Source organism: Streptomyces sp. Y2F8-2 (genome assembly GCF_014905555.1).
Lineage (GTDB): Bacteria > Actinomycetota > Actinomycetes > Streptomycetales > Streptomycetaceae > Streptomyces > Streptomyces cynarae.
In genome coordinates, this window is record NZ_BNGS01000003.1 from 227,169 (window position 1) to 253,598 (window position 26,430).

Annotated in this window: 26 protein-coding genes; 20 read left to right on the plus strand and 6 right to left on the minus strand. The window is 69.9% G+C overall.

The features are described from left to right. The first annotated feature begins 182 nt into the window (after positions 1-182). The 15 genes from map to SY2F82_RS11135 all read left to right on the plus strand — a co-directional run bounded on the left by map (position 183) and on the right by SY2F82_RS11135 (position 14,413). The gene (gene map / locus SY2F82_RS11065) at positions 183-1,019 is read left to right on the plus strand and encodes a type I methionyl aminopeptidase (RefSeq protein ID WP_200418833.1); all 837 of its coding nucleotides are present in this window, start codon (positions 183-185) and stop codon (positions 1,017-1,019) included. 347 nt (positions 1,020-1,366) lie between these two features. Then, the gene (gene infA / locus SY2F82_RS11070; protein WP_003948620.1) at positions 1,367-1,588 is read left to right on the plus strand and encodes a translation initiation factor IF-1; all 222 of its coding nucleotides are present in this window, start codon (positions 1,367-1,369) and stop codon (positions 1,586-1,588) included. Between the two features lie 62 nt (positions 1,589-1,650). Beyond that, a complete protein-coding gene (rpmJ, locus tag SY2F82_RS11075) occupies positions 1,651-1,764 on the plus strand; it encodes a 50S ribosomal protein L36 (protein ID WP_003998809.1) in 114 nt (37 codons plus the stop codon). Between the two features lie 199 nt (positions 1,765-1,963). Then, positions 1,964-2,344: a 30S ribosomal protein S13 gene (gene rpsM, locus SY2F82_RS11080; RefSeq protein ID WP_067240336.1), complete on the plus strand. Its 381-nt coding sequence runs from the start codon at positions 1,964-1,966 to the stop codon at positions 2,342-2,344. Positions 2,345-2,409: 65 nt separating this feature from the next. Further along, positions 2,410-2,814 (plus strand): 30S ribosomal protein S11, encoded by a 405-nt coding sequence (gene rpsK, locus SY2F82_RS11085; RefSeq protein WP_003956432.1) that lies wholly within the window; start codon positions 2,410-2,412, stop codon positions 2,812-2,814. Positions 2,815-2,955: 141 nt separating this feature from the next. Then, on the plus strand, positions 2,956-3,978 hold the full coding sequence (locus tag SY2F82_RS11090; protein WP_003966937.1) for a DNA-directed RNA polymerase subunit alpha: 1,023 nt from the start codon (positions 2,956-2,958) through the stop codon (positions 3,976-3,978). A 179-nt stretch (positions 3,979-4,157) separates the two neighbouring features. Then, entirely contained in the window at positions 4,158-4,679 is a 522-nt protein-coding gene (gene rplQ, locus SY2F82_RS11095) for a 50S ribosomal protein L17 (protein ID WP_200418834.1), read from the plus strand. Between the two features lie 73 nt (positions 4,680-4,752). Continuing rightward, positions 4,753-5,616, plus strand: a complete 864-nt coding sequence (truA, locus tag SY2F82_RS11100) for a tRNA pseudouridine(38-40) synthase TruA (RefSeq protein WP_200418835.1) — start codon at positions 4,753-4,755, stop codon at positions 5,614-5,616. Between the two features lie 237 nt (positions 5,617-5,853). Then, positions 5,854-7,383, plus strand: a complete 1,530-nt coding sequence (locus tag SY2F82_RS11105) for a glycosyltransferase family 2 protein (RefSeq protein WP_236041343.1) — start codon at positions 5,854-5,856, stop codon at positions 7,381-7,383. Next, positions 7,380-8,399: a glycoside hydrolase family 26 protein gene (locus tag SY2F82_RS11110; protein WP_200418837.1), complete on the plus strand. Its 1,020-nt coding sequence runs from the start codon at positions 7,380-7,382 to the stop codon at positions 8,397-8,399. The genes SY2F82_RS11105 and SY2F82_RS11110 overlap by 4 nt, the downstream gene beginning before the upstream one ends. Further along, positions 8,396-10,252, plus strand: coding sequence for a glycosyltransferase family 39 protein (locus tag SY2F82_RS11115; RefSeq protein WP_200418838.1), 1,857 nt, complete (start codon positions 8,396-8,398; stop codon positions 10,250-10,252). Before SY2F82_RS11110 ends, SY2F82_RS11115 begins: the two co-directional genes overlap by 4 nt. Continuing rightward, positions 10,249-11,871 carry a glycosyltransferase family 39 protein gene (locus SY2F82_RS11120; protein ID WP_200418839.1) on the plus strand — a complete coding sequence of 541 codons (1,623 nt, stop codon included), beginning with the start codon at positions 10,249-10,251 and terminating at the stop codon, positions 11,869-11,871. Before SY2F82_RS11115 ends, SY2F82_RS11120 begins: the two co-directional genes overlap by 4 nt. 133 nt (positions 11,872-12,004) lie before the next feature. Continuing rightward, complete coding sequence (locus tag SY2F82_RS11125) at positions 12,005-12,760, plus strand: polyprenol monophosphomannose synthase (protein ID WP_200418840.1); 756 nt, start codon at positions 12,005-12,007, stop codon at positions 12,758-12,760. Positions 12,761-12,767: 7 nt separating this feature from the next. Further along, on the plus strand, positions 12,768-13,325 hold the full coding sequence (locus SY2F82_RS11130; protein WP_200418841.1) for a GtrA family protein: 558 nt from the start codon (positions 12,768-12,770) through the stop codon (positions 13,323-13,325). Next, positions 13,322-14,413, plus strand: a complete 1,092-nt coding sequence (locus tag SY2F82_RS11135) for a sugar phosphate nucleotidyltransferase (protein WP_200418842.1) — start codon at positions 13,322-13,324, stop codon at positions 14,411-14,413. The genes SY2F82_RS11130 and SY2F82_RS11135 overlap by 4 nt, the downstream gene beginning before the upstream one ends. A 224-nt stretch (positions 14,414-14,637) precedes the next feature. Here the strand turns inward: SY2F82_RS11135 and SY2F82_RS11140 are convergent, their stop codons facing one another. Beyond that, the gene (locus SY2F82_RS11140; RefSeq protein WP_200418843.1) at positions 14,638-15,513 is read right to left on the minus strand and encodes a hypothetical protein; all 876 of its coding nucleotides are present in this window, start codon (positions 15,511-15,513) and stop codon (positions 14,638-14,640) included. Positions 15,514-15,829: 316 nt separating this feature from the next. Here SY2F82_RS11140 and rplM point away from each other — a divergent pair, with 316 nt between their 5' ends. From rplM to glmM, 3 genes are all read left to right on the plus strand, one after another. Continuing rightward, on the plus strand, positions 15,830-16,273 hold the full coding sequence (gene rplM, locus SY2F82_RS11145; RefSeq protein ID WP_200418844.1) for a 50S ribosomal protein L13: 444 nt from the start codon (positions 15,830-15,832) through the stop codon (positions 16,271-16,273). A gap of 42 nt (positions 16,274-16,315) precedes the next feature. Next, complete coding sequence (gene rpsI / locus SY2F82_RS11150; protein ID WP_200418845.1) at positions 16,316-16,828, plus strand: 30S ribosomal protein S9; 513 nt, start codon at positions 16,316-16,318, stop codon at positions 16,826-16,828. Positions 16,829-17,228: 400 nt separating this feature from the next. Continuing rightward, positions 17,229-18,587, plus strand: a complete 1,359-nt coding sequence (gene glmM, locus SY2F82_RS11155) for a phosphoglucosamine mutase (RefSeq protein WP_200418846.1) — start codon at positions 17,229-17,231, stop codon at positions 18,585-18,587. On the opposite strand, the gene SY2F82_RS11160 is transcribed toward glmM, so the two are convergent. Both SY2F82_RS11160 and coaA read right to left on the minus strand, forming a co-directional pair. Beyond that, positions 18,584-19,531, minus strand: coding sequence for a DUF389 domain-containing protein (locus SY2F82_RS11160; RefSeq protein ID WP_200418847.1), 948 nt, complete (start codon positions 19,529-19,531; stop codon positions 18,584-18,586). The two genes, glmM and SY2F82_RS11160, sit on opposite strands and share 4 nt — an antisense overlap. 16 nt (positions 19,532-19,547) lie before the next feature. Beyond that, positions 19,548-20,516: a type I pantothenate kinase gene (gene coaA, locus SY2F82_RS11165; RefSeq protein ID WP_200419408.1), complete on the minus strand. Its 969-nt coding sequence runs from the start codon at positions 20,514-20,516 to the stop codon at positions 19,548-19,550. A gap of 341 nt (positions 20,517-20,857) precedes the next feature. Here coaA and glmS point away from each other — a divergent pair, with 341 nt between their 5' ends. Next, complete coding sequence (glmS, locus tag SY2F82_RS11170) at positions 20,858-22,705, plus strand: glutamine--fructose-6-phosphate transaminase (isomerizing) (RefSeq protein ID WP_200418848.1); 1,848 nt, start codon at positions 20,858-20,860, stop codon at positions 22,703-22,705. Between the two features lie 51 nt (positions 22,706-22,756). Here the strand turns inward: glmS and SY2F82_RS11175 are convergent, their stop codons facing one another. Further along, positions 22,757-24,556, minus strand: a complete 1,800-nt coding sequence (locus SY2F82_RS11175; protein ID WP_236041345.1) for a pitrilysin family protein — start codon at positions 24,554-24,556, stop codon at positions 22,757-22,759. 14 nt (positions 24,557-24,570) lie between these two features. Continuing rightward, a complete protein-coding gene (locus SY2F82_RS11180; RefSeq protein ID WP_200418849.1) occupies positions 24,571-25,518 on the minus strand; it encodes a hypothetical protein in 948 nt (315 codons plus the stop codon). Positions 25,519-25,667: 149 nt separating this feature from the next. Between SY2F82_RS11180 and SY2F82_RS11185 the strand changes: the two genes are divergently transcribed. Continuing rightward, on the plus strand, positions 25,668-25,823 hold the full coding sequence (locus tag SY2F82_RS11185) for a hypothetical protein (RefSeq protein WP_308437756.1): 156 nt from the start codon (positions 25,668-25,670) through the stop codon (positions 25,821-25,823). Between the two features lie 78 nt (positions 25,824-25,901). Here the strand turns inward: SY2F82_RS11185 and SY2F82_RS11190 are convergent, their stop codons facing one another. Continuing rightward, positions 25,902-26,378: an Rrf2 family transcriptional regulator gene (locus SY2F82_RS11190; protein ID WP_200419409.1), complete on the minus strand. Its 477-nt coding sequence runs from the start codon at positions 26,376-26,378 to the stop codon at positions 25,902-25,904. Positions 26,379-26,430: the final 52 nt, after the last annotated feature.

Genomic DNA, 26,430 nt, shown 5'->3' on the forward strand with positions numbered 1-26,430 from the left:
GGCGCTCCACGGCCGCGGTCCCCGGCGGGGGCCGCGGCCGTCGTGTGGGGTGCCACTGCTGTGCGCCCCCGGGCGCGGGTGCCGACCCGACGGCCGTTCGGAAGCGCCGGACGGGCTGGACGTGCCGCCCCGTATCTTTGTTGGTGTCCGTCTCTCCCCGGTCCAGAAAGGCCGCAGCCCCCATGGTGCAGATCAAGACCCGCGAGCAGATCGCCAAGATGCGTGAGGCGGGGCTGGTCGTCGCCGCCGTGCACGCGGCCACGCGCGAGGCGGCCGTGCCGGGCGCCACGACGAAGGACCTGGACGAGGTCGCCCGCAAGGTGCTGGCCGAGCACGGGGCGAAGTCGAACTTCCTGGGGTACGGCGGATTCCCCGCCACCATCTGCACCTCGGTCAACGAGGTCGTCGTCCACGGCATCCCCTCCGACGAGGTGGTCCTCAAGGACGGCGACATCATCTCCATCGACGCCGGGGCGATCGTGGACGGCTGGCACGGTGACGCCGCGTTCACCGCGTTCGTCGGCTCCGGCCACGCCCCGGAGCTCATCGAGCTGTCCCGGGTGACCGAGGAGTCCATGTGGGCCGGCATCGCGGCGGTGAAGCAGGGCAACCGCCTCGTCGACGTCTCCCGGGCCATCGAGACGTACATCCGGCGGCAGCCGAAGCCGGGCGGCGGCCGGTACGGGATCATCGAGGACTACGGCGGCCACGGCATCGGCACCGAGATGCACATGGACCCGCACCTGCTGAACTACGTCGACCGGCGCCGCGGCAAGGGCCCGAAGCTGGTGCCCGGTTTCTGCCTGGCGATCGAGCCGATGGTGTCGCTGGGCACCCCGAAGACCGAGGTCCTGTCGGACGACTGGACGGTCATCACGACGGACGGCACGTGGTCGTCCCACTGGGAGCACTCCGTCGCCCTCACCGAGGAGGGCCCCCTGGTGCTGACGGCTCCCGACGGGGGCAAGGCGAAGCTCGCCGAGCACGGGGTCGTCGCCGCGCCGGATCCGCTGGGCTGACGTCGGCCTGGACCCACGACCGCCGGTCGGAGGCCGGCGCAGCCGCTCGAAGCCTGTGCGGCGCCCCAGGCGCCGAGCCCGCGAGAGCGGCGTCGAGGAGAGGTCGGGGGCAGGGCGAAGCTCGCCGAGCACGGGGTCGTCGCCGCGCCGGATCCGCCGGGCTGACGTCGGTCAGGGAACCGTTCCCCCGTGCATAGCGATCACCCCGATGGGGCAGACTTTCGCGATTCGTCTTTCCGGGTGCGCTGACGTAGACTGACTCGTCGGCTCTTGTGCACCCGCATGTCCGCATGCACGCGTAAGACGCACCAGGAGTCGATCAAGGTAGTCGATTCGAAGGGCGAAGCGTGGCCAAGAAGCAAGGTGCCATCGAGATCGAGGGCACTGTCGTCGAGTCTCTTCCGAACGCCATGTTCAAGGTCGAGCTCCAGAACGGCCACCAGGTCCTGGCACACATCAGCGGCAAGATGCGTATGCACTACATCCGCATCCTCCCTGACGACCGGGTCGTGGTGGAGCTGTCTCCGTACGACCTGACGCGTGGCCGGATCGTCTACCGCTACAAGTAGATCTTGCCCACGCCCCGTGTGAGCGGGGCCGCCGGCAACTGACCCGGAGAACCTCACATCCCATGAAGGTCAAGCCGAGCGTCAAGAAGATCTGCGACAAGTGCAGGGTGATCCGCCGTCACGGCCGGGTCATGGTCATCTGCGAGAACCCGCGCCACAAGCAGCGCCAGGGCTGACGCACGACCGACCGCACCCTCTGCACCGCTATCGCAGAGTTTCGCGCGACGCGAGCTGAATTTGTTCATACGCAGGGCCCAAGCCGCTCGAGGCGGCTTGACACCCCCGGTTCGGAGGCCGGGGACCCAGTTCGTACCTGATACGGCGACTGGGAACCGGTCCTGTGGAAGACCTCCGAAGATCACCAGGAGCCATTGAATGGCACGCGTTTCCGGTGTCGACATCCCGCGCGAAAAGCGCGTGGAGATCGCCCTCACCTACGTGTTCGGCATCGGCCGGACCCTCTCGAAGGAGACGCTGGCTGCGACCGGCGTCGACCCGAACACCCGTGTTCGGGACCTGACCGAGGAGCAGCTGGTCGCGATCCGCGAGTACGTCGACAACAACATCAAGACCGAGGGTGACCTCCGTCGCGAGATCCAGGCCGACATCCGCCGCAAGGTCGAGATCGGTACCTACCAGGGTCTGCGTCACCGTCGCGGTCTGCCCGTCCGCGGTCAGCGCACCAGCACCAACGCCCGTACCCGTAAGGGCCCGCGTCGCGCCATCGCCGGCAAGAAGAAGCCGGGCAAGAAGTAGTCCGCAGCGGACACCTGTCCACGGTCTTCGCTGTAGGACCGACCACCTCCCGTAGGAGTTAAAGGATGCCCCCCAAGGGACGTCAGGGCGCTGCCAAGAAGGTGCGCCGCAAGGAAAAGAAGAACGTCGCTCACGGTCACGCGCACATCAAGAGCACGTTCAACAACACCATCGTTTCGATCACCGACCCGTCCGGCAACGTGATCTCCTGGGCCTCCGCCGGCCACGTCGGCTTCAAGGGCTCCCGGAAGTCCACGCCGTTCGCCGCGCAGATGGCCGCCGAGTCGGCCGCCCGCCGCGCCCAGGAGCACGGCATGCGCAAGGTCGACGTGTTCGTCAAGGGCCCGGGCTCCGGTCGTGAGACCGCGATCCGCTCCCTGCAGGCCACGGGCCTCGAGGTCGGCTCCATCCAGGACGTCACCCCGACCCCGCACAACGGCTGCCGCCCGCCGAAGCGTCGTCGCGTCTGACGTTCGCTTCTTCGGGCCTTCGGGCGGTACGGCTCGCTTGAGCCGTATCGCCCGTACCCTTGCAGTATCCGCACCCCTCCGGGTGCGGTGTGGTCGGGCGTCATATAGCGGGCGCCCCCGACTGAAGGATTTGATCCACACATGCTGATCGCTCAGCGTCCCTCGTTGACCGAAGAGGTCGTCGACGAGTTCCGCTCCCGGTTCGTGATCGAGCCGCTGGAGCCGGGCTTCGGCTACACCCTCGGCAACTCCCTCCGCCGTACGCTCCTGTCGTCGATCCCCGGCGCTGCTGTCACCAGCATCCGCATCGACGGTGTCCTGCACGAGTTCACCACCGTGCCGGGCGTCAAGGAGGACGTCACCGACCTGATCCTCAACATCAAGCAGCTGGTCGTCTCCTCGGAGCACGACGAGCCGGTCGTGATGTACCTGCGCAAGCAGGGCCCGGGTCTGGTGACCGCCGCCGACATCGCGCCCCCGGCCGGTGTCGAGGTGCACAACCCCGACCTGGTCCTCGCCACGCTCAACGGCAAGGGCAAGCTGGAGATGGAGCTCACGGTCGAGCGTGGCCGCGGTTACGTCTCCGCCGTGCAGAACAAGCAGGTGGGCCAGGAGATCGGCCGTATCCCGGTCGACTCGATCTACAGCCCCGTGCTGAAGGTCACGTACAAGGTCGAGGCCACGCGTGTCGAGCAGCGCACCGACTTCGACAAGCTGATCGTCGACGTCGAGACCAAGCAGGCGATGCGTCCCCGCGACGCCATGGCCTCCGCCGGCAAGACGCTGGTCGAGCTGTTCGGTCTGGCCCGCGAGCTCAACATCGACGCCGAGGGCATCGACATGGGTCCGTCCCCGACGGACGCCGCCCTTGCCGCCGACCTGGCGCTGCCGATCGAGGAGCTCGAGCTCACCGTTCGGTCGTACAACTGCCTCAAGCGTGAGGGCATCCACTCCGTGGGTGAGCTGGTCGCGCGCTCCGAGGCGGACCTCCTCGACATTCGTAACTTCGGTGCGAAGTCCATCGACGAGGTCAAGGCGAAGCTGGCCGGCATGGGCCTGGCCCTGAAGGACAGCCCGCCCGGATTCGACCCGACCGCGGCTGCGGACGCCTTCGGTGCGGACGACGACGCGGACGCGGGCTTCGTCGAGACCGAGCAGTACTAAGAGCTCGGGCCAGACGGTCCGTACTTGGGTGCGGGTGCGCTGTGCTTGATCGCGCAGTTCCCCGCGCCCCTTCCGGGGCGCCCCTTCGGGGACGCCCCGGATCTCCGACGGGCGACCGCCCGCTCGGATACTGACCCCGGTACCTGACACGGCCGGGGCAGACACCTAGGAGAAACACGATGCCGAAGCCCACCAAGGGTGCCCGCATGGGCGGCAGTGCCGCGCACGAGAAGCACATCCTCGCGAACCTCGCGAAGTCGCTGTTCGAGCACGGTCGTATCACCACCACCGAGGCGAAGGCCCGCCGCCTGCGCCCGTACGCCGAGCGTCTGATCACCAAGGCGAAGAAGGGCGACCTTCACAACCGCCGTCAGGTGCTCCAGGTCATCACGGACAAGAGCATCGTCCACACGCTCTTCACCGAGATCGGCCCGCGCTACGAGAACCGTCCGGGTGGTTACACCCGCATCACCAAGATCGGTAACCGCCGTGGCGACAACGCGCCCATGGCCGTCATCGAGCTGGTCGAGGCGCTGACGGTGCAGCAGAAGGCGGTCGGCGAGGCCGAGGCGGCGACCAAGCGTGCCGTCAAGGAGTCCGAGGCCAAGGCCGAGGAGACCAAGGCCGAGGAGACCAAGGCCGACGAGACCACCGAGGCGCCGGCCGAAGAGGCCGCTGCCGAGGAGTCGAAGGACGCCTGAGGTTTCACCTCGCGCTGAGCGGGTCCGCCCTTGCCGGGCGGACCCGCTTTCGCGTACCTGAGAGGATTCCCACGTGAGTGACGAAGTACAGCCCGGTTACGTCCGCATCCGCCTCGACCTGTCCTACGACGGCACCGAGTTCCACGGATGGGCCAAGCAGGCCGGCGGCAGGCGGACCGTGCAGGGGGAGATCGAGGACGCCCTGCGCACCGTCACCCGCTCCCAGGAGACGTACGAGCTGACCGTCGCCGGACGGACCGACGCAGGGGTGCACGCCCGGGGACAGGTCGCCCATGTCGATCTGCCGCTTCACGTGTGGGGCGAACACCGCGGGAAGCTGCTCAAGCGGCTCGCCGGACGGCTGCCCAAGGACGTCAGGGTGTGGGCCCTGCGCGAGGCCCCCAGCGGCTTCAACGCCCGCTTCTCCGCGATCTGGCGGCGCTACGCCTACCGGGTCACCGACAACCCCGGTGGGGTTGATCCGCTGCTGCGCCACCACGTCCTGTGGCACGACTGGCCCCTGGACGTCGAGGCCATGAACGAGGCGGCGCGCGGGCTGCTCGGGGAGCACGACTTCGCCGCCTACTGCAAGCGGCGGGAGGGCGCGACGACCATCCGTACGCTGCAGGAGCTGAGCCTGGAGCGGGGAGCGGACGGCATCATCACCGCCACGGTCCGGGCCGACGCGTTCTGCCACAACATGGTGCGCTCGCTCATCGGCGCCCTGCTCTTCGTCGGCGACGGCCACCGCCCGCCCGACTGGCCCGCCAAGGTGCTGGCCGCCGGTGTGCGGGACTCGGCGGTGCATGTCGTACGACCGCACGGGCTGACGCTGGAAGAGGTCGGCTACCCGGCTGACGAGTTGCTGGCGGCGCGGAACAGGGAAGCGCGAAACAGGCGGACGTTGCCCCTCGGTACCGGCTGCGAAACCTGCTAGTAACGCAGAGTTTCGAGGGAAATATCGCCCATGTCGGAACGTAATGGGCGTAAGAAACTTTGCTGCCCCTTACATATGCCTTACCACTCGGTTACTCTTGCGACGCTCGGCCAATGATTCGAATGGGGACGCCGAGTATGGGTGGGGTACCGGGCCGGTTCGGCCCTGGGGGTTTCTTTCATGAGTAGTGCAGTGCGTGCTGACGCGCGCACGTCTCAGCGCCGCAGGCGCAGGAGGGTGGCCGAAAGCCACGGGCTCCTGCCGCAGCCGCCGGACGAAACAGAGAAGTATTCGTACACCCGCAGGCATCTGTGGATGCTGACGATCGGTTCGCTGATCAGCTTCGCGTGCCTCGCGGTGAGCCAGGCCCTGTTCACGGCATCGAGCCCGTGGTTCTGGCTGACGATGCCGCTGCTCGCCTGCGTCGTCGCCGACTACCTGATCTCGCTGTACCTGGACGGGCTCAGCAAGGACTTCGACATCAAGGCGCACAAGCAGCTGGTGCGCGACTGGCGGCCCGCCGTCTACCCGAGCGTCGACGTCTTCCTGCCGGTGTGCGGCGAGCCGCTGGAGGTGCTGCACAACACCTGGGTCAACGTGAACCGGCTGGCCGGCACCTACAGGGGCGTCGTCAACGTGTACGTCCTCGACGACGGCGACGACTCCGAGGTGGGCGCGATGGCGCACGACTTCGGCTTCCACTACGTGGTGCGGCCCAACCGCGGCTGGTTCAAGAAGGCCGGCAACCTGCACCACGCCTTCGGGATCACCGACGGCGACCACATCCTCATCCTCGACGCCGACTTCGCCCCGCGCGCCGACCTGCTCGACGAGCTCCTGCCGTACATGGACGCCGACGACAAGATCGGAATCGTGCAGTCGCCGCAGTTCTTCCGGATCACCGACCGGCAGAACTGGATCGAGCGCGGGGCCGGCGCCGTCCAGGAGCAGTTCTACCGCTCGGTGCAGACCTCCCGTGAGGACAAGGACGGATCGATCTGTGTCGGCTCGTGCGCGGTGTACCGGCGCGCGGCCCTCGCCCAGATCGGCGGGATCACGCTGATCGAGCACTCCGAGGACATGTACACCGGATTCGACCTGCGGGCGCTGGGCTGGAAGCTGCGCTACGTGCCGGTCGCGCTGTCGGTGGGCGTCTGCCCGGACACGGCGGGCGCCTTCCACAACCAGCAGTACCGCTGGTGCATGGGCTCGCTGGAGCTGATCACCGGCAAGCGGTTCTGGGAGCTGGACCTGAAGTTCACGACACGCCTGTGCTACATCTCGGGCTTCCTGTACTACATCCAGACGGCCCTTGCCACCTTCATCACGCCGATCATCCCGCTCTCGCTGATGATCCTGCGTCCCGACCTGCTGCGCGCGGAGGCCGCCCTGTGGGTGCTGCCCAGCGTGGCCTATGTGACGCTGGTGCTGCCGCTGTGGCACCGGGCGCCGTACCGCCTCGAGGCCTGGGCGGTGCGCGTGATGTACGGCTGGTCGCACGTCTTCGCCGTGTGGGACGTGCTGCGCGGTCGCCCCATGGGCTGGAAGCCGACGGGCTCGCAGGGCGCCAAGAAGAACGGCATGCGCAGGTACTGGATCGGCATGATCGGATGGACCGGCGGCACCGCCGTGCTGTGGGTGATCGTGGCCGGCTGGCGCATGCTCACCGAATACCCGCCGGACTTCGCTCTGATGCTGTCCGCCGGCCTCTTCTACGCCGTCGTCGTCGCACGCGTGCTCGTCCAGCCCCGGGAGCGCACCGCGTGAGCCGACAGATCCGCGCGCTGGCCGTCCTGCTGATCGCCTGCGCGCTCCTTGCGGGCTGCAGCACCTTCTCCGACAAGGGCCGGCAGCAGTACAAGCAAGCCGAGGGCAAGAACCCGGGCGGGAGCGAGGCGTCCGGGTCGCAGACCGAGAAGCCCGTGCCGCCGTACGACGTACGGCCGCTGCTCGCGCCGGCGAAGAAGTACCTCGGCGTGGCCGCCGACGGTGCCCCTGCCAGCATGAAGAACATCACGGACTTCGCGAAGGCGGCGGGCAAGAAGCCCAACCTGATCGAGTTCTACTCCGCGTGGGGCGATCAGTACGAAGCGCGTCTGGTGCGCAGTTCCTGGGACTACGGGGCGCTGGCCTTCATCGCCTGGGAGCCCTTCAAGTCGTCGCTGAAGGAGATCGCGTCCGGCAAGGACGACGCATACATCCGTGAGTACGCGAGTGCCGTCAAGGAGCTCAACCTCCCGGTGGCCATCAGCTTCGCGCACGAGATGAACGGCTTCTGGTACCCATGGGGCACGAAGAAGGCCACCGCGGCGCAGTTCGTCTCCGCCTTCCGGCACGTCCACGACGTCTTCGACGAGGTGGGCGCCACCCAGGTCATCTGGGTGTGGAGCCCGAACGTGGTCAACCCGATGCCCAAGGTGAAGCTGAAGCCGTACTGGCCGGGCGAGAACTACGTCGACTGGGTCGGCGTCATCGGCTACTACGCCAAGACGGGACCGTCCACCTTCCGCACGCTGTACGGGGCGACCTTCGACCAGGTCCGGGCCCTCACCAAGAAGCCGGTGATCATCGCGGAGACGGCCGCCGAGGCAGGGGGCCGCAAGCCCGCTGACATCACCGATCTCTTCCACGGCACGGCCGCGCACGACGACGTGATCGGCTTCGTCTGGTTCAACTTCAACAAGGAAACGGACTGGCGCATCAGCAGCGGACCTCTGTCGGAGCAAACGTTCCGTCGGCAGGCGGCCAGTGACCGTTTCGGATTCGACGTGACGAAGCCATGAGCAGCAGACAGCCGTCCGGTCCGTGGGCGGAGCAGCAGGCGTACGGACAGCCCGGCCCCCATCAGGGACAGGAATACGGCGGACAGGCGTACGGGTCGGAGGCACTTCAGGCTGACGGCCACCCGGCGTATGAGCAGGAGTACGCACAGCAGTCCGTTGCGCCCCATGCGTACGAGTGGCCCCAGCAGCAGGCGGCGCACCCGGGCGCCGCGCAAGCCGCCGATGCGTATCCGCCGTACTACGACGCCTACGACCCCTACGCGGAGCCTGAACCCGAGCCGGCCGCGCAGCCGACGGTGATTGTCGGCGAGGCCGAGCGGGCGCCGGGCTACACCCTGCCCGACGTCCAGGAGTCAGCCTGGGACGTGGACACCCGGCGCAGCAAGTTGCTCGGCCGCGTGGCCCTGCTCTTCCTGCTCCTGGTGCAGGCCGGGCTGTCGCTCAGGCTGAAGGGGACCGCGTTCCAGGACGAGGCCCTGTACATCGCGTCCGGCCACTACGAACTCGACAACCTGTTGCACGGCACCAAGCTGCCGGCGGACTTCGCGAGCTACTTCTCGGGCCACCCGAAGCTGTACCCCGTGCTGGCGGCGGCCGTGGACTCCGCGTTCGGGCTGACCGGCGTCCGGATGGTGAGCCTCGGCTTCATGCTGAGCTCCACCGCGCTGCTGTACGCCCTGACCCGCCGGTTGTTCAACCTGCGGGCGGCGCTCGGTGCCGCCGCGTTGTTCTCCGTGGTGGAGTCCACGACGGTGCTCGGCAACTTCGCCACCTACGACGCCGCCGCGATCTTCCTGCTGACGCTGGCGATGTACGCCGTCGTGCGCACCGACCGGATGCCCGCGGTGGCCGTCCTGCTGGCCGCGCCCCCGGCGGCGCTGGCTTTCGCCGTGAAGTACGCCTCCGGCCTGTACCTGCCCACCTTGGTGGTGCTGGCGATCGTCACCGCCCATCGGCACCGCAGTGTGAAGGCGGCCGGCCGCGGTGTGGTGCTGGGGGCCGGCATCGGGGCCCTCCTCGGTGCCGGATACACCCTGTCCGGTCCGCTCGGCGGCATCAGCTCCACCACCACCAACCGCGCGCACGGCTCGGACTCCGCGCTCACGCTGCTGGAGCACAGCGCGGAGTGGGGCGGCCTGGTCTTTCTCGCCGCCCTGGGCGGCTCGATCGCCTACGCGCTGCGCGGCCGCATGGGTGAGATGCCCTGGATCGAGGGAGTCACCCCGGGACGCTGGCGCCGCGCCGCACTCGGGGCGCTGCTCACCGGGACGGCGCTGCTGGCCCCGGCCTACCAGATCCACCTGCACACCCAGGTGTCCCTCTTCAAGCACGTCGGCTTCGGCCTGCTCTTCGCTGCTCCCATGGCCGGACTCGGCCTGGCCCGCCTTGTCGGCCCGCATTTCCGCCACCCGCAGCTCGGGATCATGCTGTACGTCCTGACGCTGGTGTTCGGCATGGTGCAGGCTCAGCAGGCGTACAGCTTCCCCGACTCCTCCCAGATGACCGCGTACCTGCGCACGATGGTCGACCACAAGGGACGCTATCTGGCCGAGGAGCAGGAGGTGCCCGCGTACTACCTGCGGGACGTCACCGGCTGGAAGCAGTGGCAGAACACCTACTTCATGGACTACAGGGACAAGGCCGGCAAGCAGTACACCGGTCCCGACGCCTACCGGCAGGCGGTGCGCGACGGCTGGTTCGACGTGATCGTGATGCACGGCAACGTGACGCCCGACACGTACCGGGCGGTCCAGGCGGGGCTGAAGGGCAACACGCATTACCGCCTGGCCGCCGTGTTCCCGTACACGACGAGCAGCGGCGAGAGCGCCTACCGGGTCTGGGTCAAGCGATGAGCAGCGATACGACGACCGACTACGCCCCCGCAGGGCACGAGGAACCCGTCCCGGGCGGCCGAAGGTTCCGCCGGGAGACCGAGCGGGCCGACGGCCCCGGCGGCGGACGCCTCACGGCCGCCCTGGTGTTCCTGGTCCCCACCGCCGCCGCGCTGGCCGTGATCCTCCGCGGAATCGGAGTGCGGCAACTGTGGCGCGACGAGCACGCCACCTGGTGGGCGGCCACGCTCTCCTTCCACGAGCTGAGCCATCTGATCCGCACCATCGACGTGGTCTTCACGCCGTACTACGTGCTGATGCACGCGTGGATCGCCGTCGCCGGCGACTCGCCGACCGCGATGCGCCTGCCGGAGGCCGTCGCGATGGCGTGCTCGGCCGGGCTGCTCGCGCTGCTCGGACGGCGGCTGTTCACCACGCAGACAGGCGTCCTCGCGGGACTGGCGTTCGCGGTCGTGCCCACGGTGACGCGGTACGGGCAGGAGATCCGCCCCTACGCCTTCGCCGTGGCCGCCGTGCTGCTGTCGACGCTGCTGCTGGCCCGGGCCCTGGACCAGCCGTCCTTCAAGGTGTGGGTGGGCTACACACTGTCCGTGCCGCTGATCGGCTGGAGCCATCTGGCCTCCATGGCGGTGCTCGGGGCGCACCTGACGATGATCCTGATCGCACGACGCTCCGGGGACCGGATCGCGGGCTGGGCGTACGCGGCGGCAGGCACCCTCGGCCTGTGCTTCGTCCTCCCGGCGGCCATCCAGGGCTCGGGGCAGAGCGGGCAGATCGCCTGGAACAACCCCGTCCAGAAGGACCTGCTGGAGTTTCCGAAGAACCTGTTCGGATCCTGGGCCGTGGCGGTGCCGGTGCTGGCGCTCGGGCTTGTGGGCCTCTTCTTCGCCGGAAAGCGGGCGCTGCCGTTGGCCGTGTGGGTCGTGCTCCCGCCGCTGGCGACCTATGTGACGGCCTCGAAGCTCCACCTCTTCCTGCCGCGCTATCTGCTGTTCACCCTGCCGGCCTGGGTACTGCTCGCGGCGGTCGCCGTGACCCGGCTGGCCGGTCCGGTCGCGGGCGCTAAGGCCGGGACGGGGGCGGCGGTGCGGCGGGGGTTCGGCTGGGTGCTGGCCGCGGCTGCCGTCGCCGGGCTCCTGTGGCAGGCGCTGCCGGGCATCCGGGAGACCCGCCAGAACGCGCAGGGGGAGCCGGACTTCCGGGGCGCCGCCCGCATCATCAGGGCCGAGCAGCGCAAGAGCGACGGGATCGCCTTCAGTGGGGTGATGGCGGAGCGCCGGGCCATGGCCTACGAATTGCGCGACGACCCCGGGCGGCCGCGTGACGTGCTCATGTACTGGACCCCGCAGGAGCTGGGCTCCTTCGGGGCGGGCGAGTGCCCGCAGCCCGCGCCGTGTCTGGCAAAGGCCAAGCGGCTGTGGCTGGTGTCGACCACGTTCGACGGGCAGCCGCTCAGTGGGATGCCGAAGCAGACGGCGGCCGCGGTCGAGAGCGGGTTCCGCGTGGTCAGGACCCGGAAGCTGACCGGCCTCCAGCTGGTGCTGCTGGAGCCTGTGAAGAAGGCCGCGGACGACACAGCGGACAAGGACGACGCGTCCCGGCGCAAGGTGCACGCCTGAGCCGTCCCAGGACGCTCGGGGGACTGGTCGGGAGGGGGTCCGCCGGACCCCCTCCCGACGCCCGGCTGCCGGCAACGGCACCCGGGTGGGCGGAAACGCAACAACCAGGGGATTTCCACGGAGGGGAAACGACATGACGTACGACCTGGGGGGTGTCCGCGTCACCGTGGTGATGCCCACCTACAACGAGGCGGCGAACCTGCCGCGGATGGCCGAGGCGGTGCTGGGACTGCCGATCGACGGTCTGCACCTGAAGGTCGTCGACGACTCCAGCCCGGACGGCACCGGGCGGATCGCCGAGGAGCTGGCCGAGAAGCACAACTGGGACGGCCGGTGGCGGATGAGCGTGCTGCACCGCACCGAGAAGGACGGGCTGGGGCGCGCCTACGTGGCGGGCATGAGCGCCGCACTCGCCGAGGGCGCCGCGTACGTCGTCCAGATGGACGCCGACGGCAGCCACCCGGTGGAGGCGGTGCCGCGGATGCTCGGCACGGCCATGGCCTCGGGGGTCGGCCTGGTGATCGGCAGCCGGTACGTCGAGGGCGGAGCGCTGGACGAGGAGTGGGGCAAGCACCGGGTGCTGCTGTCCCGCTTCGCCAACCGGTACGCCCGAACCGTGCTCGGCACCAAGATCCGGGACATCACCGCCGGCTTCAACCTGTGGTCCGCGCAGACCCTCCGGGACGTCGACCTGGCCACCGTGGACAGCGCCGGCTACAGCTTCCAGGTGGAGCTGAAGTTCAAGGCCGTCCGGGCCGGCCACAGCGCCGTCGAGATCCCGATCCGGTTCGAGGAGCGCACCGAAGGCGTGTCCAAGATGAACCTCGCGACGCAGGTCGAGTCGGCGCTCGTGCCGCTGCGACTGCGGATGCGCAACCGACGGAGCTGACCTCACCATGAGCGGACGGCACGCGCTGCCCTCGCGGCTGGGGAACCTGTACCGCGAGATCGCGAAGTTCGGACTGGTGGGGCTCTCGGGATTCGTACTCAACCTCGCGGTCTTCAATCTCATCAGAAGTGTGGCCCACTGGCAGACGGTCAGGGCGAGCGTGGCCGCGACCGCTGTCGCCATCATGGGCAACTACATCGGCCTCCGGTACTTCGCATACCGGGACCGCGGCCAGGAGGAGCGGAGCGGCCAGAAGAAGGAGCTCGGTCTCTTCCTCTTCTTCAGCGCGGTCGGCCTGGTCATCGAGAACTCGGTCCTCTACGTGACCACCTACGCGTTCGGCTGGGACAGCACGCTCGCCAACAACATCTGCAAGTTCCTCGGCATCGGCATCGCGACCCTCTTCCGCTTCTGGTCCTACCGGACGTGGGTCTTCAAGACGGCCGGCCGCCGGCCGGAACACACGGAGGTGGTCTCCCGTGGTGCTGCGCCCACCTTCCCCGCACCGCAGGCCGAGCCCGCGGAAACCTACTTCAGCTTCTCCGGCGAGAGGACATCATCATGAGCGAAGCCATCCTCCTCGTCGGAGGCAAGGGCACCCGGCTGCATCCGCTGTGCACCTTCACCCCCAAGCCGCTGCTGCTCGTCGCGGGCGTGCCGCTGCTGACCCACCAGCTGGCCCGCGCCGCGGCGGCGGGGGTGACCCGGATCGTCTTCGCCACGTCCTACCTGGCGGAGCTGTTCGAGCGGGAGTACGGCGACGGCGCCGGACTGGGCCTGGAACTCGTGTACGTCACCGAGACCGAGCCCCTGGGCACCGGTGGCGCGATCCGCAACGCCGCCCGCCATCTGACCTGCGGCCCCGACGAACCCGTCCTGGTGTTCAACGGCGACATCCTCAGCGGTCTGGACATCCGGAGCCTCAGGGACGGTCACGTCGCCTCCGGCGCCGGCGTCAGCCTGCACCTGACCCGGGTCGCGGACCCGCGGGCCTACGGGCTGGTCCCCACCGACGAGCACGGCAGGGTCATGACGTTCCTGGAGAAGCCACAGCGCCCCGAGGAGATCGTCACCGACCAGATCAACGCGGGCTGCTACGTCTTCACCCGCTCCGTCATCGACACCATCCCCGAGGGCCGGGTCGTCTCCGTCGAGCGGGAGACGTTCCCGGGCCTGCTGGCCTCGGGCGCCCTCCTGCGCGGCGTCGTCGACGAGACGTACTGGCTGGACCTCGGTACGCCGTCGGCCTTCGTCACCGGGTCCGCCGACCTGGTGCGCGGCCATGTGTCCTCACCCGCACTCCCCGGCCCGACGGGGGACGCCCTGATTCTGCCGGGGGCGCGGGTCGACCCGCTGGCGGTGCTGACGGGAGGCACCGCGGTGTGCGACGGCGCCGTGGTGGAGGCGGGGGCCGTCGTGGAGGGCAGCGTCGTCCTGCCCGGGGCGCGCATCGGCCGGGGGGCGCTGGTCCAGCGGTCCGTGGTGGGGCGCGACGCGGTCGTCGGCGAGTGCACCAGCGTCGTCGAGGCGGTGGTCGGCGACCACGCCCATCTGGGACCGCACAACGAGGTCCCGGCGGGCGTGCGCGTCGACTGCGGTGTTCACCTGCCCGAGCGGGCGGTCCGCGTCTCCGTGCCCACACACCTCGGCTGACCCCGGCCCGGCATCCCGCCCGCCAGGCCCACACCCGCGCGGCCGCCCAGGTCGGGGCGGCCGCGCGGGTGTCCGGCATGAGCCGGGCCTGCCCGGCCGGCCCCTCAGGTCGTGGGGCCGGGATGCTGTGGCGCCGTGATGCCCGAGCAGCCGGTCAGCTCGGCGCAGGCCGGACCGGTTCCCCGATCGTCCGACGGCTTCGCCCCCGGCGGCGGTGCGGCAGGTCACTGGTTGGCCGCCGCCGACGCCTGGGCCTCGCCGCGGCGGCGGATCTGGCGGAACGTGAACTCGGCCAGGTCGTCGCCGGCCTGGAAGACCTTGGCGTCCTTGGTCGTCACGTCCTTGCCGTTGGTGAACCCGGCGAGCGTGAAGTACGCGTAGCGGCCGTAGGTGTTGGTCGTGGAGCGGCAGACGGCCGTACGGCAGAACGCGGGCACGCCCTGGCCGCTCAGCGACGCGATGATGCTCTTGTTGTCGGCTTCCTGCCTGGCCTTCGTGGCCTTGGCCGCGGTGTCGAACAGGGCCACGCCGACCGTGACCGCGACGCCGTCCTTCGTGTAGGTGGCGCGGATCACACGGGTGCAGCCGTTCCTGGTGAGCACCGCGGGCAGGGTGCGCAGAGCGGCCGACGCACAGTTCGTGGTGGAGGCGGTGGGGCCCTTCTTGTACACGTTCGTGCCCATGGTCAGCTGGGTGCCGGGGAACAACGTGTCCGCGCTGATCGGGGCCGTGTCCTTCTTCGCGCTGGATATGAAGTCCATCGGATTCAGCGGCGGAGGGGCCGAGGTCGGCGCGAAGGACGGGGCGGCGTCGGCGCTCTCACTCGGGATGTTCGCCGCACTCGGCAGGGCGCTGGCCGGCCTGTTCGAGGCCCCGCTGCCGCCGTTCGCGGACACCACCGCCACGGCGACGGCGGCGCCGATCCCGACCGTGGCCAGGGCACCGCCGACGATCATCAGCAGCCGGCGGCGCTTGTTGCGGGCCTCCGAGGCCTCGGCAAGCGCGGCCCAGTCCGGCGAACTGCTCTGACTGCCCCACTGGGGTTGCTGGGAACTCGGTTTCCAGGGATCCCACTGGGGCTCCCCCTGCCCATAACTCATGCGGCGCATCTTAGACGGGCGACGGGCACGCTTGTTCCCGTTCGGTAACCCCTGCAGCGACCGCACAGCCACCGGACCCGAGGCGCAACAGCGGCGAAGCCCTCGTTTTGACCCTTCTCATGGGCGCCGTTATCCTGGCTGTTCGTTGTGTGTATTGGCTTGCTCATTCTCACGTGAGGGGCCCTTACACCGGTCCACCGGGCCGATGACCAGCGACCAGCACGCGGCTTGCGTCACCGCTGTGCGGTCAGGGCTGTCGTGATCGTCTTCGGTGACCTTGTCAGGAACCTCACTGAAGAAGCGAAGGCTACGAACCGTGCGTACGTACAGCCCCAAGCCCGGCGATGTGACGCGTCAGTGGCACGTCATTGACGCGCAGGACGTCGTCCTGGGCCGTCTGGCCACCACCGCTGCCACTCTCCTGCGTGGCAAGCACAAGCCCATCTACGCGCCCCACGTGGACGCGGGTGACTTCGTCATCATCATCAACGCGGACAAGGTCCACCTGTCCGGCAACAAGCGGACCCAGAAGATGGCGTACCGCCACTCCGGCTACCCGGGTGGTCTGCGCTCGATCCGCTACGACGACCTGCTGGCGAACAACCCCGAGAAGGCCATCGAGAAGGCCGTCAAGGGCATGCTCCCCAAGAACTCCCTGGGCCGTCAGATGCTCTCGAAGCTGAAGGTCTACAAGGGTGACCAGCACCCGCACGCTGCCCAGCAGCCGGTGCCGTTCGAGATCACCCAGGTCGCGCAGTAAGTCCGGCCACCCCCTAAGACTGAAGAGAATCTGAGGAGAATCGTGGCCGAGATCACTGCCGAGCAGCCGCTCGAAGAGCTTGACATCGACAGCTACACCACCGAGACCGAGGTCCCGCTGGAGGGTGAGTACACCTCCGAGTCCCTCGCCTCCCGCTTCGGTGAGCCCCAGCCGGCCGCCGGCCTGGGCCGCCGCAAGAACGCCATCGCCCGCGTCCGGATCGTCCCGGGCACCGGCAAGTGGAAGATCAACGGGCGCACGCTCGAGGACTACTTCCCGAACAAGGTGCACCAGCAGGAGGTCAACGAGCCCTTCAAGGTGCTCGAGCTCGAGGGCCGCTACGACGTCATCGCCCGTATCGCGGGTGGCGGCGTCTCCGGTCAGGCCGGTGCGCTCCGTCTCGGTGTCGCCCGCGCCCTGAACGAGGCGGACGTCGACAACAACCGCGGTCCGCTGAAGAAGGCCGGCTTCCTGCGCCGCGACGACCGTGCGGTCGAGCGCAAGAAGGCCGGTCTGAAGAAGGCCCGCAAGGCGCCGCAGTACAGCAAGCGCTAATCGCGTCCGCTGGTCACAGCGGGCGACCCCCTGCCTGCTGTGCGCATGCACGCATCGCCCCGGCAGCACGTTCCGTGCCGCCGGGGCGGTTCGTTTACGGGGGACGGTGCTTATCACCGGCTTTTGGAGCTTATGGAGCAATCCCGACAGTCCCGGCGGGGGCTTCGGGGAAGCCATCACAGGACAGGGCCGCGGCACGTGGGCCGGTGTGGCGTAGGGTCTGCGGACGCACGTCGGCGGGACATGCCTCTGTGGCGCATACGTCCACAGGATGTACGTTCGCGGAATTACGCCGGCGGGGTGATGTCGGCGGACGGCGTCGGCGGGACGTACGTATTCCGCTCCTGTCCGGACACTCGACAAGAGCCGCACATTCGCAGCAAGTTCGGAGGACACCACAGTGGGACGACTCTTCGGCACGGACGGCGTGCGCGGTGTCGCCAACGCGGATCTCACGGCCGAGATGGCGCTCGGCCTGTCCGTCGCGGCGGCGCACGTACTGGCCGAGGCGGGCACGTTCGAGGGCCACAAGCCGAAGGCGGTGGTCGGACGGGACCCGCGCGCGTCCGGGGAGTTCCTGGAGGCCGCCGTGGTCGCCGGTCTCGCCAGCGCCGGCGTGGACGTGCTGCGGGTCGGCGTGCTGCCCACCCCGGCCGTCGCGTATCTGACGGGCGCCCTCGGCGCGGACCTCGGCGTGATGCTGTCCGCCAGCCACAACGCCATGCCCGACAACGGCGTCAAGTTCTTCGCCCGCGGCGGCCACAAGCTCGCCGACGAGCTGGAGGACAGGATCGAGGGCGTGTACGAGGAGCACCGCACCGGCGCCCCCTGGGACCGGCCCACCGGGGCCGGGGTCGGCCGGGTGACGTCGTACGACGAGGGCTTCGACCAGTACGTGGCCCATCTGCTGAGTGTCCTGCCGAACCGTCTCGACGGGCTGAAGATCGTCCTCGACGAGGCGCACGGCGCCGCCTCCCGGGTCTCGCCCGAGGCGTTCACGCGCGCGGGCGCCGAGATCGTCACCATCGGCGCGGAGCCGGACGGCCTCAACATCAACGACGGCTGCGGCTCCACCCACCTGGACAAGCTGAAGGCCGCCGTCGTCGAGCACGGCGCCGACCTCGGCATCGCGCACGACGGTGACGCCGACCGCTGCCTCGCCGTGGACCACACCGGCGAGGAGGTGGACGGCGACCAGATCCTCGCCGTGCTCGCGCTGGCGATGCGGGAGCGTTCCGCGCTGCGCTCCGACACCGTGGTCGCGACGGTCATGTCCAACCTGGGCTTCAAGCTGGCCATGGAGCGCGAGGGCATCCAGCTCGTGCAGACCGCGGTCGGCGACCGGTACGTGCTGGAGGAGATGAAGGAGAAGGACTACGCGCTCGGCGGCGAGCAGTCCGGCCACGTCATCATCCTCGACCACGCCACCACGGGCGACGGCACACTGACCGGCCTGCTGCTGGCCGCGCGGGTCGCCCAGACCGGCCGTACGCTGCGGGAGCTGGCGTCCGTGATGGAGCGGCTGCCGCAGGTGCTGGTCAACGTGCCGGACGTGGACAAGTCCCGGGTCGGCTCGTCCCCGGACCTGGCCGCCGCCGTGACCGAGGCGGAGCGGGAGCTGGGCGCGACCGGGCGGGTGCTGCTGCGGCCGTCGGGCACCGAGCCCCTCGTACGGGTCATGGTCGAGGCCGCGGACATCGACCAGGCGCGGTCGGTGGCGGGACGGCTGGCGGACGCGGTGAAGTCGGCGCTCGGCTAGAGACGCCTCGCCTTGCGGGAACGTTCGCGCTGCTTGGACCAGATCCACTTCTGGGCCAGCAGCGTGAGCGTCCCCGCCACCACGATGCCCAGCAGGTTCAGCAGGAGCTGTTTCGTGGAGCCCCAGGTCTGCCCGGTGTCGCCGTAACTCAGCGCGACGGCCGCGTTGGCCGCGGCCGGGACCGTCGTCACGGAGATGGCGACCCCTACCAGAGCGCCGGACTTGGCGGAGGTCAGGGAGAGCGTGCCGGCGGCTCCGGCGAGGACCGCCACGACGAGGGAGAACCAGTCGGGGGCGTAGACGAAGCCGGTGTTGGGCCGGGCGCTCTCCAACTGCTCCTTGCTGAACAGGCCGACCGCGTCCATGAACAGGCTGAACCCCACCGTCACGGCCATCGCCACAGCGAACCCCACCAGCAGCGCGGTCAGCGAGCGCAGCGCGAGCCGGGGCGCCCGCTGCACCAACGCCGTGCCGATCCCCGCCAGTGGGCCGAACTCCGGACCCACCGCCATCGCGCCCACGATCAGGATCGCGTTGTCGAGCACCACACCGCACGCCGCGATCACGGTGGCCAGCGTGATGAACGCGAGGTAGGTGATCGACAGCGTCGACTCCTCGTGCGTGGCCTCCGTCAGGTGCTCCCACAGCACCGCGTCCGCGCCCTCGCCCGGGGCCTCCGCCTCGGCCTTGTCGGCCCGCTTGGACAGCGACAGGTCGATGTTCTCGACGGCGATGGAACCGGTGCCTTCCAGGCCCATCTCCTGGAGCGCGCTGAGGAGTTCGTCCGTGGCCTCGCGCGCGACGTCGCACATCACGACGTCCCCGGCGGGGTTACGGGCGGCACCCGGTAGGACGACGAGGTGCGTGGTGCCGACCGTCCCCTCGATCAGACGCACCGCCTCCGCCGTCTGCTCGGTGGGGGTGATCAGGCGCAGATGCAGCATGCCCGCAGGGTAGCCGTCACAGTTTGCGCAGGCTCAGCCGCTGCACCTTGTGGTCCGGGCCCTTGCGCAGCACCAGGGTGGCGCGGCCGCGGGTGGGGGCGATGTTCTCCACCAGGTTGGGCTTGTTGACGGTGCGCCACATGGTGCCGGCGTAGTCGAGGGCCTCCTCCTCGGAGACCTGGGTGTACTTGCGGAAGTACGAAGAGGGGTCCTGGAAGGCGGTCTCGCGCAGCTTGCGGAACCGGTTGAGGTACCACTGCTCGATGTCCTCGGTGCGCGCGTCCACGTACACGCTGAAGTCGAAGTAGTCCGCGAGACCGACCCGGGTGCGGCCGTCCTTGCCGGGCAGGGCGGGCTGGAGGACGTTCAGCCCCTCGACGATCAGGATGTCCGGGCGGCGCACGGTGAGCTTCCGGCCGGGGACGATGTCGTAGATCAGGTGGGAGTAGACGGGCGCCGTCACCTCGTCCTTGCCGGCCTTGATGTCGGCGACGAAACGGGTGAGCGCGCGGCGGTCGTACGACTCGGGGAACCCCTTGCGCGCCATCAGGCCCCGCGCCTGCAGTTCCCGCGTGGGCAGCAGGAACCCGTCCGTGGTCACCCGCTCGACCCGCGGGTGCTCCGGCCAGCGGGACAGCAGGGCCTGGAGAAGGCGGGCCACGGTGGACTTCCCGACGGCGACGGAACCGGCGACGCCTATCACGAACGGTGTCCCGGACTGGGAGCCCTGCTCGCCGAGGAAGGTGTTCAGGGCGCCCCTGAGGCCGTCCGTGGCCTTCACGTACAGGTTGAGCAGCCGGGACAGCGGCAGGTAGATGTCCCGCACCTCGTCGAGGTCGATGACGTCACCCAGACCGCGCAGCTTCTCGACCTCCTCGGCGGTCAGCGGCAGCGGCGTCTTGTCGCGCAGCGCACTCCACTCGGCACGGGTGAGGTCGACGTAGGGAGTCGCCTCCGGCCTGGGCCGGTGGGCGCTCCGGGGCATCGAGGAGACCGGAGAGATCACAGTCCATTGTTAACGGAGTTTGAACGAGGTGGGGGGTGGGCTGCGTCACGCCGGGGGAGCGCAGAGCGCGATCCGGCCGGTGGAGCGCTGGCCGGCAAGTGATCACCGAGATGGCTGATTGTCGACCTCCGCTTCGGCCTGTGCCTTCGGCCTGTGCCTTCGGCCTGTGCCTTCGGCCTGTGCCTTCGGCCTGTGCCTTCGGCCTGTGCCCTTCAATCTGTGCCTTCGGGCCCGTCCGGCGTTCGTACCCCGGTGGGAATTTCCGATTTCGGGCACGCGAGGGCGGGTATCGGCGGGCGTCGGACCGTAGGCTGCGGATCATGTGCGGAATCGTGGGTTACGTGGGATCGCAGTCGGCACTCGACGTCGTGATGGCCGGGCTGAAGCGGCTGGAGTACCGGGGCTACGACTCGGCGGGCGTCGCCGTGCTCGCGGACGGCGGGCTGGCCGCCGCGAAGAAGGCCGGGAAGCTGGTCAACCTGGAGAAGGAGCTGGTCGACCGGCCGCTGCCGACCGGCACCACCGGTATCGGGCACACCCGGTGGGCCACCCACGGCGCGCCGAACGACCCCAACGCGCACCCGCACCTCGACAACGCGGGCCGTGTCGCCGTCGTCCACAACGGGATCATCGAGAACTTCGCGCTGCTGCGCGCCGAGCTGGAGGAACGGGGCCACACCCTCACCTCCGAGACGGACACCGAGGTCGTCGCGCATCTGCTCGCCGAGGAGTTCTCCGCGACCGCGGACCTCGCGGAGTCGATGCGGCTGGTGTGCCGCCGCCTGGAGGGCGCGTTCACCCTGGTCGCGGTGCACGCCGACGAGCCCGACGTGGTGGTGGGCGCGCGACGCAACTCGCCGCTGGTCGTGGGCGTCGGCGAGGGCGAGGCCTTCCTCGCCTCGGACGTCGCCGCGTTCATCGCCCACACCCGGTCCGCGATCGAGCTGGGCCAGGACCAGGTGGTGGAACTGCGCCGCGACGGCGTCACGGTCACCGGCTTCGACGGCCGGCCCGCCGACGTGCACTCGTACCACGTCGACTGGGACGCCTCGGCCGCCGAGAAGGGCGGCTACGACTACTTCATGCTCAAGGAGATCGCCGAGCAGCCCAAGGCGGTCGCCGACACGCTCCTCGGCCGTATCGACGCGGCTGGTTCGCTGCGCCTGGACGAGCTGCGCATCTCGCCCGCCGAACTGCGCGAGGTCGACAAGGTGGTGATCGTGGCCTGCGGGACCGCCTTCCACGCCGGGCTGATCGCCAAGTACGCCATCGAGCACTGGACGCGGATCCCCTGCGAGGTCGAACTGGCCAGCGAGTTCCGTTACCGGGACCCCATCCTCGACCCGCGCACCCTGGTCATCGCCATCTCCCAGTCCGGCGAGACCATGGACACCCTGATGGCCCTGCGGCACGCCCGCGAGCAGGGCTCCAAGGTGCTGGCGATCTGCAACACCAACGGCTCGACGATTCCCAGGGAGTCGGACGCGGTCCTGTACACGCACGCGGGGCCGGAAGTCGCGGTGGCCTCCACGAAGGCGTTCCTGACGCAGCTCGTCGCCTGCTACCTGGTGGCCCTGTATCTGGGCCAGGTGCGCGGCACCAAATGGGGCGACGAGATCCACGTCGTCATCCGCGATCTGTCGAAGATCTCCGACGAGGTCGAGCGGGTCCTGGAGACCATGGAGCCGGTACGCCGGCTGGCGCGTTCCCTCGCCGACAAGAACACGGTGCTGTTCCTCGGACGGCACGTCGGCTACCCGGTCGCCCTGGAAGGCGCCCTCAAGCTCAAGGAACTGGCGTACATGCACGCCGAGGGCTTCGCCGCGGGGGAGCTGAAGCACGGGCCGATCGCGCTGATCGAGCAGGACCTGCCGGTGGTCGTGGTGGTGCCCTCGCCGCGCGGACGCTCGGTCCTGCACGACAAGATCGTCTCCAACATCCAGGAGATCCGGGCGCGGGGTGCGCGCACGATCGTGATCGCGGAGGAGGGCGACGAGGCGGTCGTCCCGTACGCCGACCACCTGATCAGCATCCCGGCGACCCCTACCCTGCTCCAGCCGCTGGTCGCGACGGTGCCGTTGCAGGTCTTCGCGTGCGAGCTGGCGACCGCCCGGGGCAACGAGGTGGACCAGCCGCGGAACCTGGCGAAGTCCGTCACGGTGGAGTAGGGGGCGTCCGGCACCCGGGCCCGGACGGCGCGGGCCCGGGCGGCACGGGGGTCAGCCGCGGGGGAGCTTGGCGCGGCGGTACGCCCGGAGGGTGTAGCGGATCAGCACCGCGGCCGGCAGGACCGCTCGGGCCAGGATGCTCCACGCCGGGTGGGTCTCGTCGGACAGGCGGACGACGGCGAACAGGAGCCCCAGCCCGAACAGCACGTCCAGCGCCACCATGAGGACCAGGCCGACGGGCCACCTCCGGAACGCCGCCTTCCTGCCGTCGCCGCCCTGCCCCGTCGGCACGGTGGTCTCCCGCTTCCGCGGCTGCGGGATCTGCTCCGGTTCACGGGCCGGCAGCGGGACGACCGCGGCGGTGGGGACGGCCGCGTCCAGCGCGGCGATACGCTCGGCCGTGACGCCCTCGAACAGGGTCGGCTCGACGGCCACGCGGAAGCCGTCGAGGCCGGTCAGCACGCGGCTCCCGTCGGGGCGGGTGGTCATCGCGGCGCATGCGTCGTACCGCACGGTGACCGGGCCGCCCGGCAGCAGCAGGCTCACACCCTCGGCGCCGATGACCAACGTGACGCCGTCGTCCTCCAGCGACGGGTGCCGGGTACCGGTGAGCGCGGACGACGAGTACTGCGGGGCCGGCGCGAAGCCCGCCCAGTCGGCTCCCCGGGTGGGCACCTGGAGCAGTCCGCCGTCCCATGCCTCACGGGCGACCTCGCGCAGGTCCGCGACCGTGACCGCCCGCAACTCGGCCATGTGCTGCTCGGGGGAGAGGATGCGGTGGCCGAGCAGCAGACTGAGCGCGTACGACGGCAGCAGCGCGGCGCCGAGGCCGGGAGTGTCGTACCGCTTGAGCATCTTGCCGCGCGCGGAGTCCAGTTCGGCCTGCTCGATACGGCCGGCGCGGAGGCGGGCGAGCGTGTCGACGAAGCCGCCGACCACCGCGGCCTGCTTCTTGGGCAACGCGTCGGCGTACGCGGTGAGGGTGGCGAAGTCCGCGTCGCGCGGGCTGTAGTCGGCCTCCGCCGTGTACGAGTACCCGCCCTCGTGGCGCAGGTCCTGGAAGAGGGCGCGGCCCAGGACGTCGGCGAAGACGGCGGCCGAGGTGGAGCGGCGCAGTACGGAGTTGAAGACGACGTGGCCGTCGTCGCCGCGGATGTAGGCGGGCGTGACGGGCAGTGCGCTGGACGCGGCCGGTGCCGGGATGCGGTGGCCGGTGGGCAGGGTGAGGTCCAGGCCGTCCGGTACCCGGTCACCGGTGATCCACAGCACGGCGTTGTCCCGGGTGAAGCGGGTCCCGGCCCAGTCCCCTACCTGCTCGGCCGTCAGTCCCCAGGTGCCCAGTTCGTCGTAGCTGGACAGGCCGTAGCCCTGGGCGCCGTAACGCCACAGCGGCATCTGGGAGTTGACGCCGTTCGCCCGGCCCGCCGCCTCCGTGCGGAGGATCTCCTTCTCCGTCTCCAGACGCTCCAGCGGCAGGTCGCGCAGGGCCGCGCAGACGTCGTTGAGGTAGGCGACGACCTCGTGCTCGCCGCCGGTGACGTGGAAGAGGGTGTAGGTGTTGGCCGTGGCGCCGTTGTAGTGCCCGTCGGACATGCCCAGGCGGTGCAGCGCGAGGTGTTCGACGAGGTGGGTGACGCCGGACGTGGCCAGGGTCTCGTCGGCACGGCCCACGCGGAAGAAGAGGCCGGCGGTGATGTCGCCGGGACGCGGGGCGTGCAGGACGGGGATGCCCTGGACGGTGGTGTGGGCGACCAGGCCGTCGAGAGCGGTGAGTTCGGTCAGGTCGGTGAGGCGGGGGAGGCCGGTGAGGTCCGCGGCCTCAGGTCTCATGGTCGCGTCGTGCGTGGTCATCTTCCGTCTCCCCCTCAGAGCGTCGACAGCGCGGCCGTGCGGTACTTCGCGAACCGGCTCTTCCAGTCGGCCAGGTACTGCCACGAGGACTTGGCGGCCGTGTTGCCCAGAGCGGCGAAGTGCGGGGCGGCGTCCTCCAGGTGGCCGCCGAGCGAGAAGGCCAGGGCGAAGGTGCTGTGCCCGGTGATCCAGTGCCAGCCGGGCCGGTAGTCCGTATGCAGCACGGACACCTGGGCCGCGTGACGGAGGTCGTCGCGGACGGGCAGGCCGCGCATGTAGGCCGTCGCCTCGCTCCCGTCCAGCTCCAGCCAGTGTTCGATGTGGGCCTCCGCCACCAGGATCCCGGCGTGTGAGCCGTCCGGCGCCGCGCTCGCGCACTGCTGGGCGAAGCCGTGCGCGTCCTCCCAGGAACCGCCCCACTTCGGGCAGAGCTGTTGCAGCAACTGCGACTGGGCGCGGAAGTGGTGCGGATGATGGACCGACAGCCGGTCGTAGCGGCGCCGGGCCTCCGACTGCCCCAGCTCCAGCCCACGAGCCGTCAGCAGCCGGGCGGTCCAGGCGGGGGCGTACGAGGGCTGCTCCGCGCACACCTCGATGAGTATCTGCTCGGCCCTGCGCAGCCAGGCGTGGAACTGGTCGAACTGCTCCCGCGAGACGTGCTTGGCACGGGCGCCGCTGCGGATGTCCCAGCCGACGCGGATGTACCGCTCGGCGAGCAGCGTGGCCGGCAGCGGGTTGCCGGGCAGCGCCGCGGCGGCCTTCTCCAGGTACTCCTCGGTCCCGTCGACGTCCGCGAGGACGCCGACCGCGAAGGACACCTTGTCGACGGAGTCGAGCCCGGCGAAAAAGGCCTGCGTGGCCGCCCAGTCACCGGCACGTGCGGCGGTGCGCAGCGGGGCGAGTTCGGGCAGCGCGTCGAACGGATCGGTCACCGGCTCCCACGTCGTGCCGGTACTGCTCATGCGTCCGCCCCCCTGGCGTTTTTCGGATGCACCTCGACTGCGCGGCGCGCCGACTGTTCCCCCCAGGGCGCGCGATCGAGCCTGCGCAGGCTAGCAGGGAGCCGTGTCCCGAGGGGACTCGGTTTTGAGGGCCTCGGCGAAGGCGGCGGATGCGGTGGAGCTCCTCGTCGTGGACCGGCATTGCCGCCGCTGTCGGACGCTTCGACACCGACATCCGCGTCATCGGCCCACCACAACTGACCCGTGCGTTCGGCGAACTGGCCGCGCGCTACGCCGACGCGGGCGGCGGGGCATCCGAGACGTAGCCGGGGGTTCTCTCGTCCACGGCCCGAGCGGGACGGGGGAGGAGGCGGCCTCTCCAGGCTTCACCGGCCCAGTGTTTTTCAGGCTTCCGGCGTGGTGAGCCACGCGCTGATGCGGGCCAGCGCGGAGGGGCCGGAGTCCGAGGCGACGTCCTGGACCAGATCGGCGATCGAGACCGCGCGCAGGGCTTCCCGCCAGGCCGTGTCCGCCGCGGTCATCGCGCGGGCGATCGGGCAGGGCGCGGTGCACGCCTCGGCCGGAGTGGCGAGCGGGCCGCGCCGGCGGATCTCCGTGCAGGTGAACGCCTGGCCGGGGCCGTCAACCGCCTGGACCACATCGAGCACCGTGATCGAGGCGGGTTCCCGGGTGAGTACATAGCCGCCCGACTTGCCCTGCACCGAGCGCACGAGCCCGGCCCGGGAGAGCGCCTGCAGCTGCTTGGCCAGATAGCTCGCCGAGACGTCGTGCAGCTCCGCCAGCCTGGTCGCGGGCACGGGCTCCTGGACCGACGTGAGCACGACGCAGCAGTGCAGGGCCCACTCGACTCCGCCGGACATCTTCACTCGCCCACTCTAATCAGACCGCTTGACTCGGACAAATTATGTCCGT

What these genes read in the sequence shown, in the direction of transcription:
- map (WP_200418833.1), top strand. Translation starts at nt 183, where the DNA reads ATGGTGCAGATCAAGACCCGCGAGCAGATCGCCAAGATGCGTGAGGCG.
- SY2F82_RS11185 (WP_308437756.1), top strand. Translation starts at nt 25,668, where the DNA reads ATGCGGTGGAGCTCCTCGTCGTGGACCGGCATTGCCGCCGCTGTCGGA.
- SY2F82_RS11140 (WP_200418843.1), bottom strand. Translation starts at nt 15,513, where the DNA reads ATGAGTTATGGGCAGGGGGAGCCCCAGTGGGATCCCTGGAAACCGAGT.
- SY2F82_RS11090 (WP_003966937.1), top strand. Translation starts at nt 2,956, where the DNA reads ATGCTGATCGCTCAGCGTCCCTCGTTGACCGAAGAGGTCGTCGACGAG.
- SY2F82_RS11190 (WP_200419409.1), bottom strand. Translation starts at nt 26,378, where the DNA reads ATGTCCGGCGGAGTCGAGTGGGCCCTGCACTGCTGCGTCGTGCTCACG.
- rpsM (WP_067240336.1), top strand. Translation starts at nt 1,964, where the DNA reads ATGGCACGCGTTTCCGGTGTCGACATCCCGCGCGAAAAGCGCGTGGAG.
- SY2F82_RS11135 (WP_200418842.1), top strand. Translation starts at nt 13,322, where the DNA reads ATGAGCGAAGCCATCCTCCTCGTCGGAGGCAAGGGCACCCGGCTGCAT.
- coaA (WP_200419408.1), bottom strand. Translation starts at nt 20,516, where the DNA reads ATGCCCCGGAGCGCCCACCGGCCCAGGCCGGAGGCGACTCCCTACGTC.
- rpmJ (WP_003998809.1), top strand. Translation starts at nt 1,651, where the DNA reads ATGAAGGTCAAGCCGAGCGTCAAGAAGATCTGCGACAAGTGCAGGGTG.
- rplQ (WP_200418834.1), top strand. Translation starts at nt 4,158, where the DNA reads ATGCCGAAGCCCACCAAGGGTGCCCGCATGGGCGGCAGTGCCGCGCAC.
- glmS (WP_200418848.1), top strand. Translation starts at nt 20,858, where the DNA reads ATGTGCGGAATCGTGGGTTACGTGGGATCGCAGTCGGCACTCGACGTC.
- SY2F82_RS11180 (WP_200418849.1), bottom strand. Translation starts at nt 25,518, where the DNA reads ATGAGCAGTACCGGCACGACGTGGGAGCCGGTGACCGATCCGTTCGAC.
- SY2F82_RS11160 (WP_200418847.1), bottom strand. Translation starts at nt 19,531, where the DNA reads ATGCTGCATCTGCGCCTGATCACCCCCACCGAGCAGACGGCGGAGGCG.
- SY2F82_RS11130 (WP_200418841.1), top strand. Translation starts at nt 12,768, where the DNA reads ATGAGCGGACGGCACGCGCTGCCCTCGCGGCTGGGGAACCTGTACCGC.
- SY2F82_RS11120 (WP_200418839.1), top strand. Translation starts at nt 10,249, where the DNA reads ATGAGCAGCGATACGACGACCGACTACGCCCCCGCAGGGCACGAGGAA.
- SY2F82_RS11125 (WP_200418840.1), top strand. Translation starts at nt 12,005, where the DNA reads ATGACGTACGACCTGGGGGGTGTCCGCGTCACCGTGGTGATGCCCACC.
- SY2F82_RS11175 (WP_236041345.1), bottom strand. Translation starts at nt 24,556, where the DNA reads ATGACCACGCACGACGCGACCATGAGACCTGAGGCCGCGGACCTCACC.
- SY2F82_RS11115 (WP_200418838.1), top strand. Translation starts at nt 8,396, where the DNA reads ATGAGCAGCAGACAGCCGTCCGGTCCGTGGGCGGAGCAGCAGGCGTAC.
- rpsK (WP_003956432.1), top strand. Translation starts at nt 2,410, where the DNA reads ATGCCCCCCAAGGGACGTCAGGGCGCTGCCAAGAAGGTGCGCCGCAAG.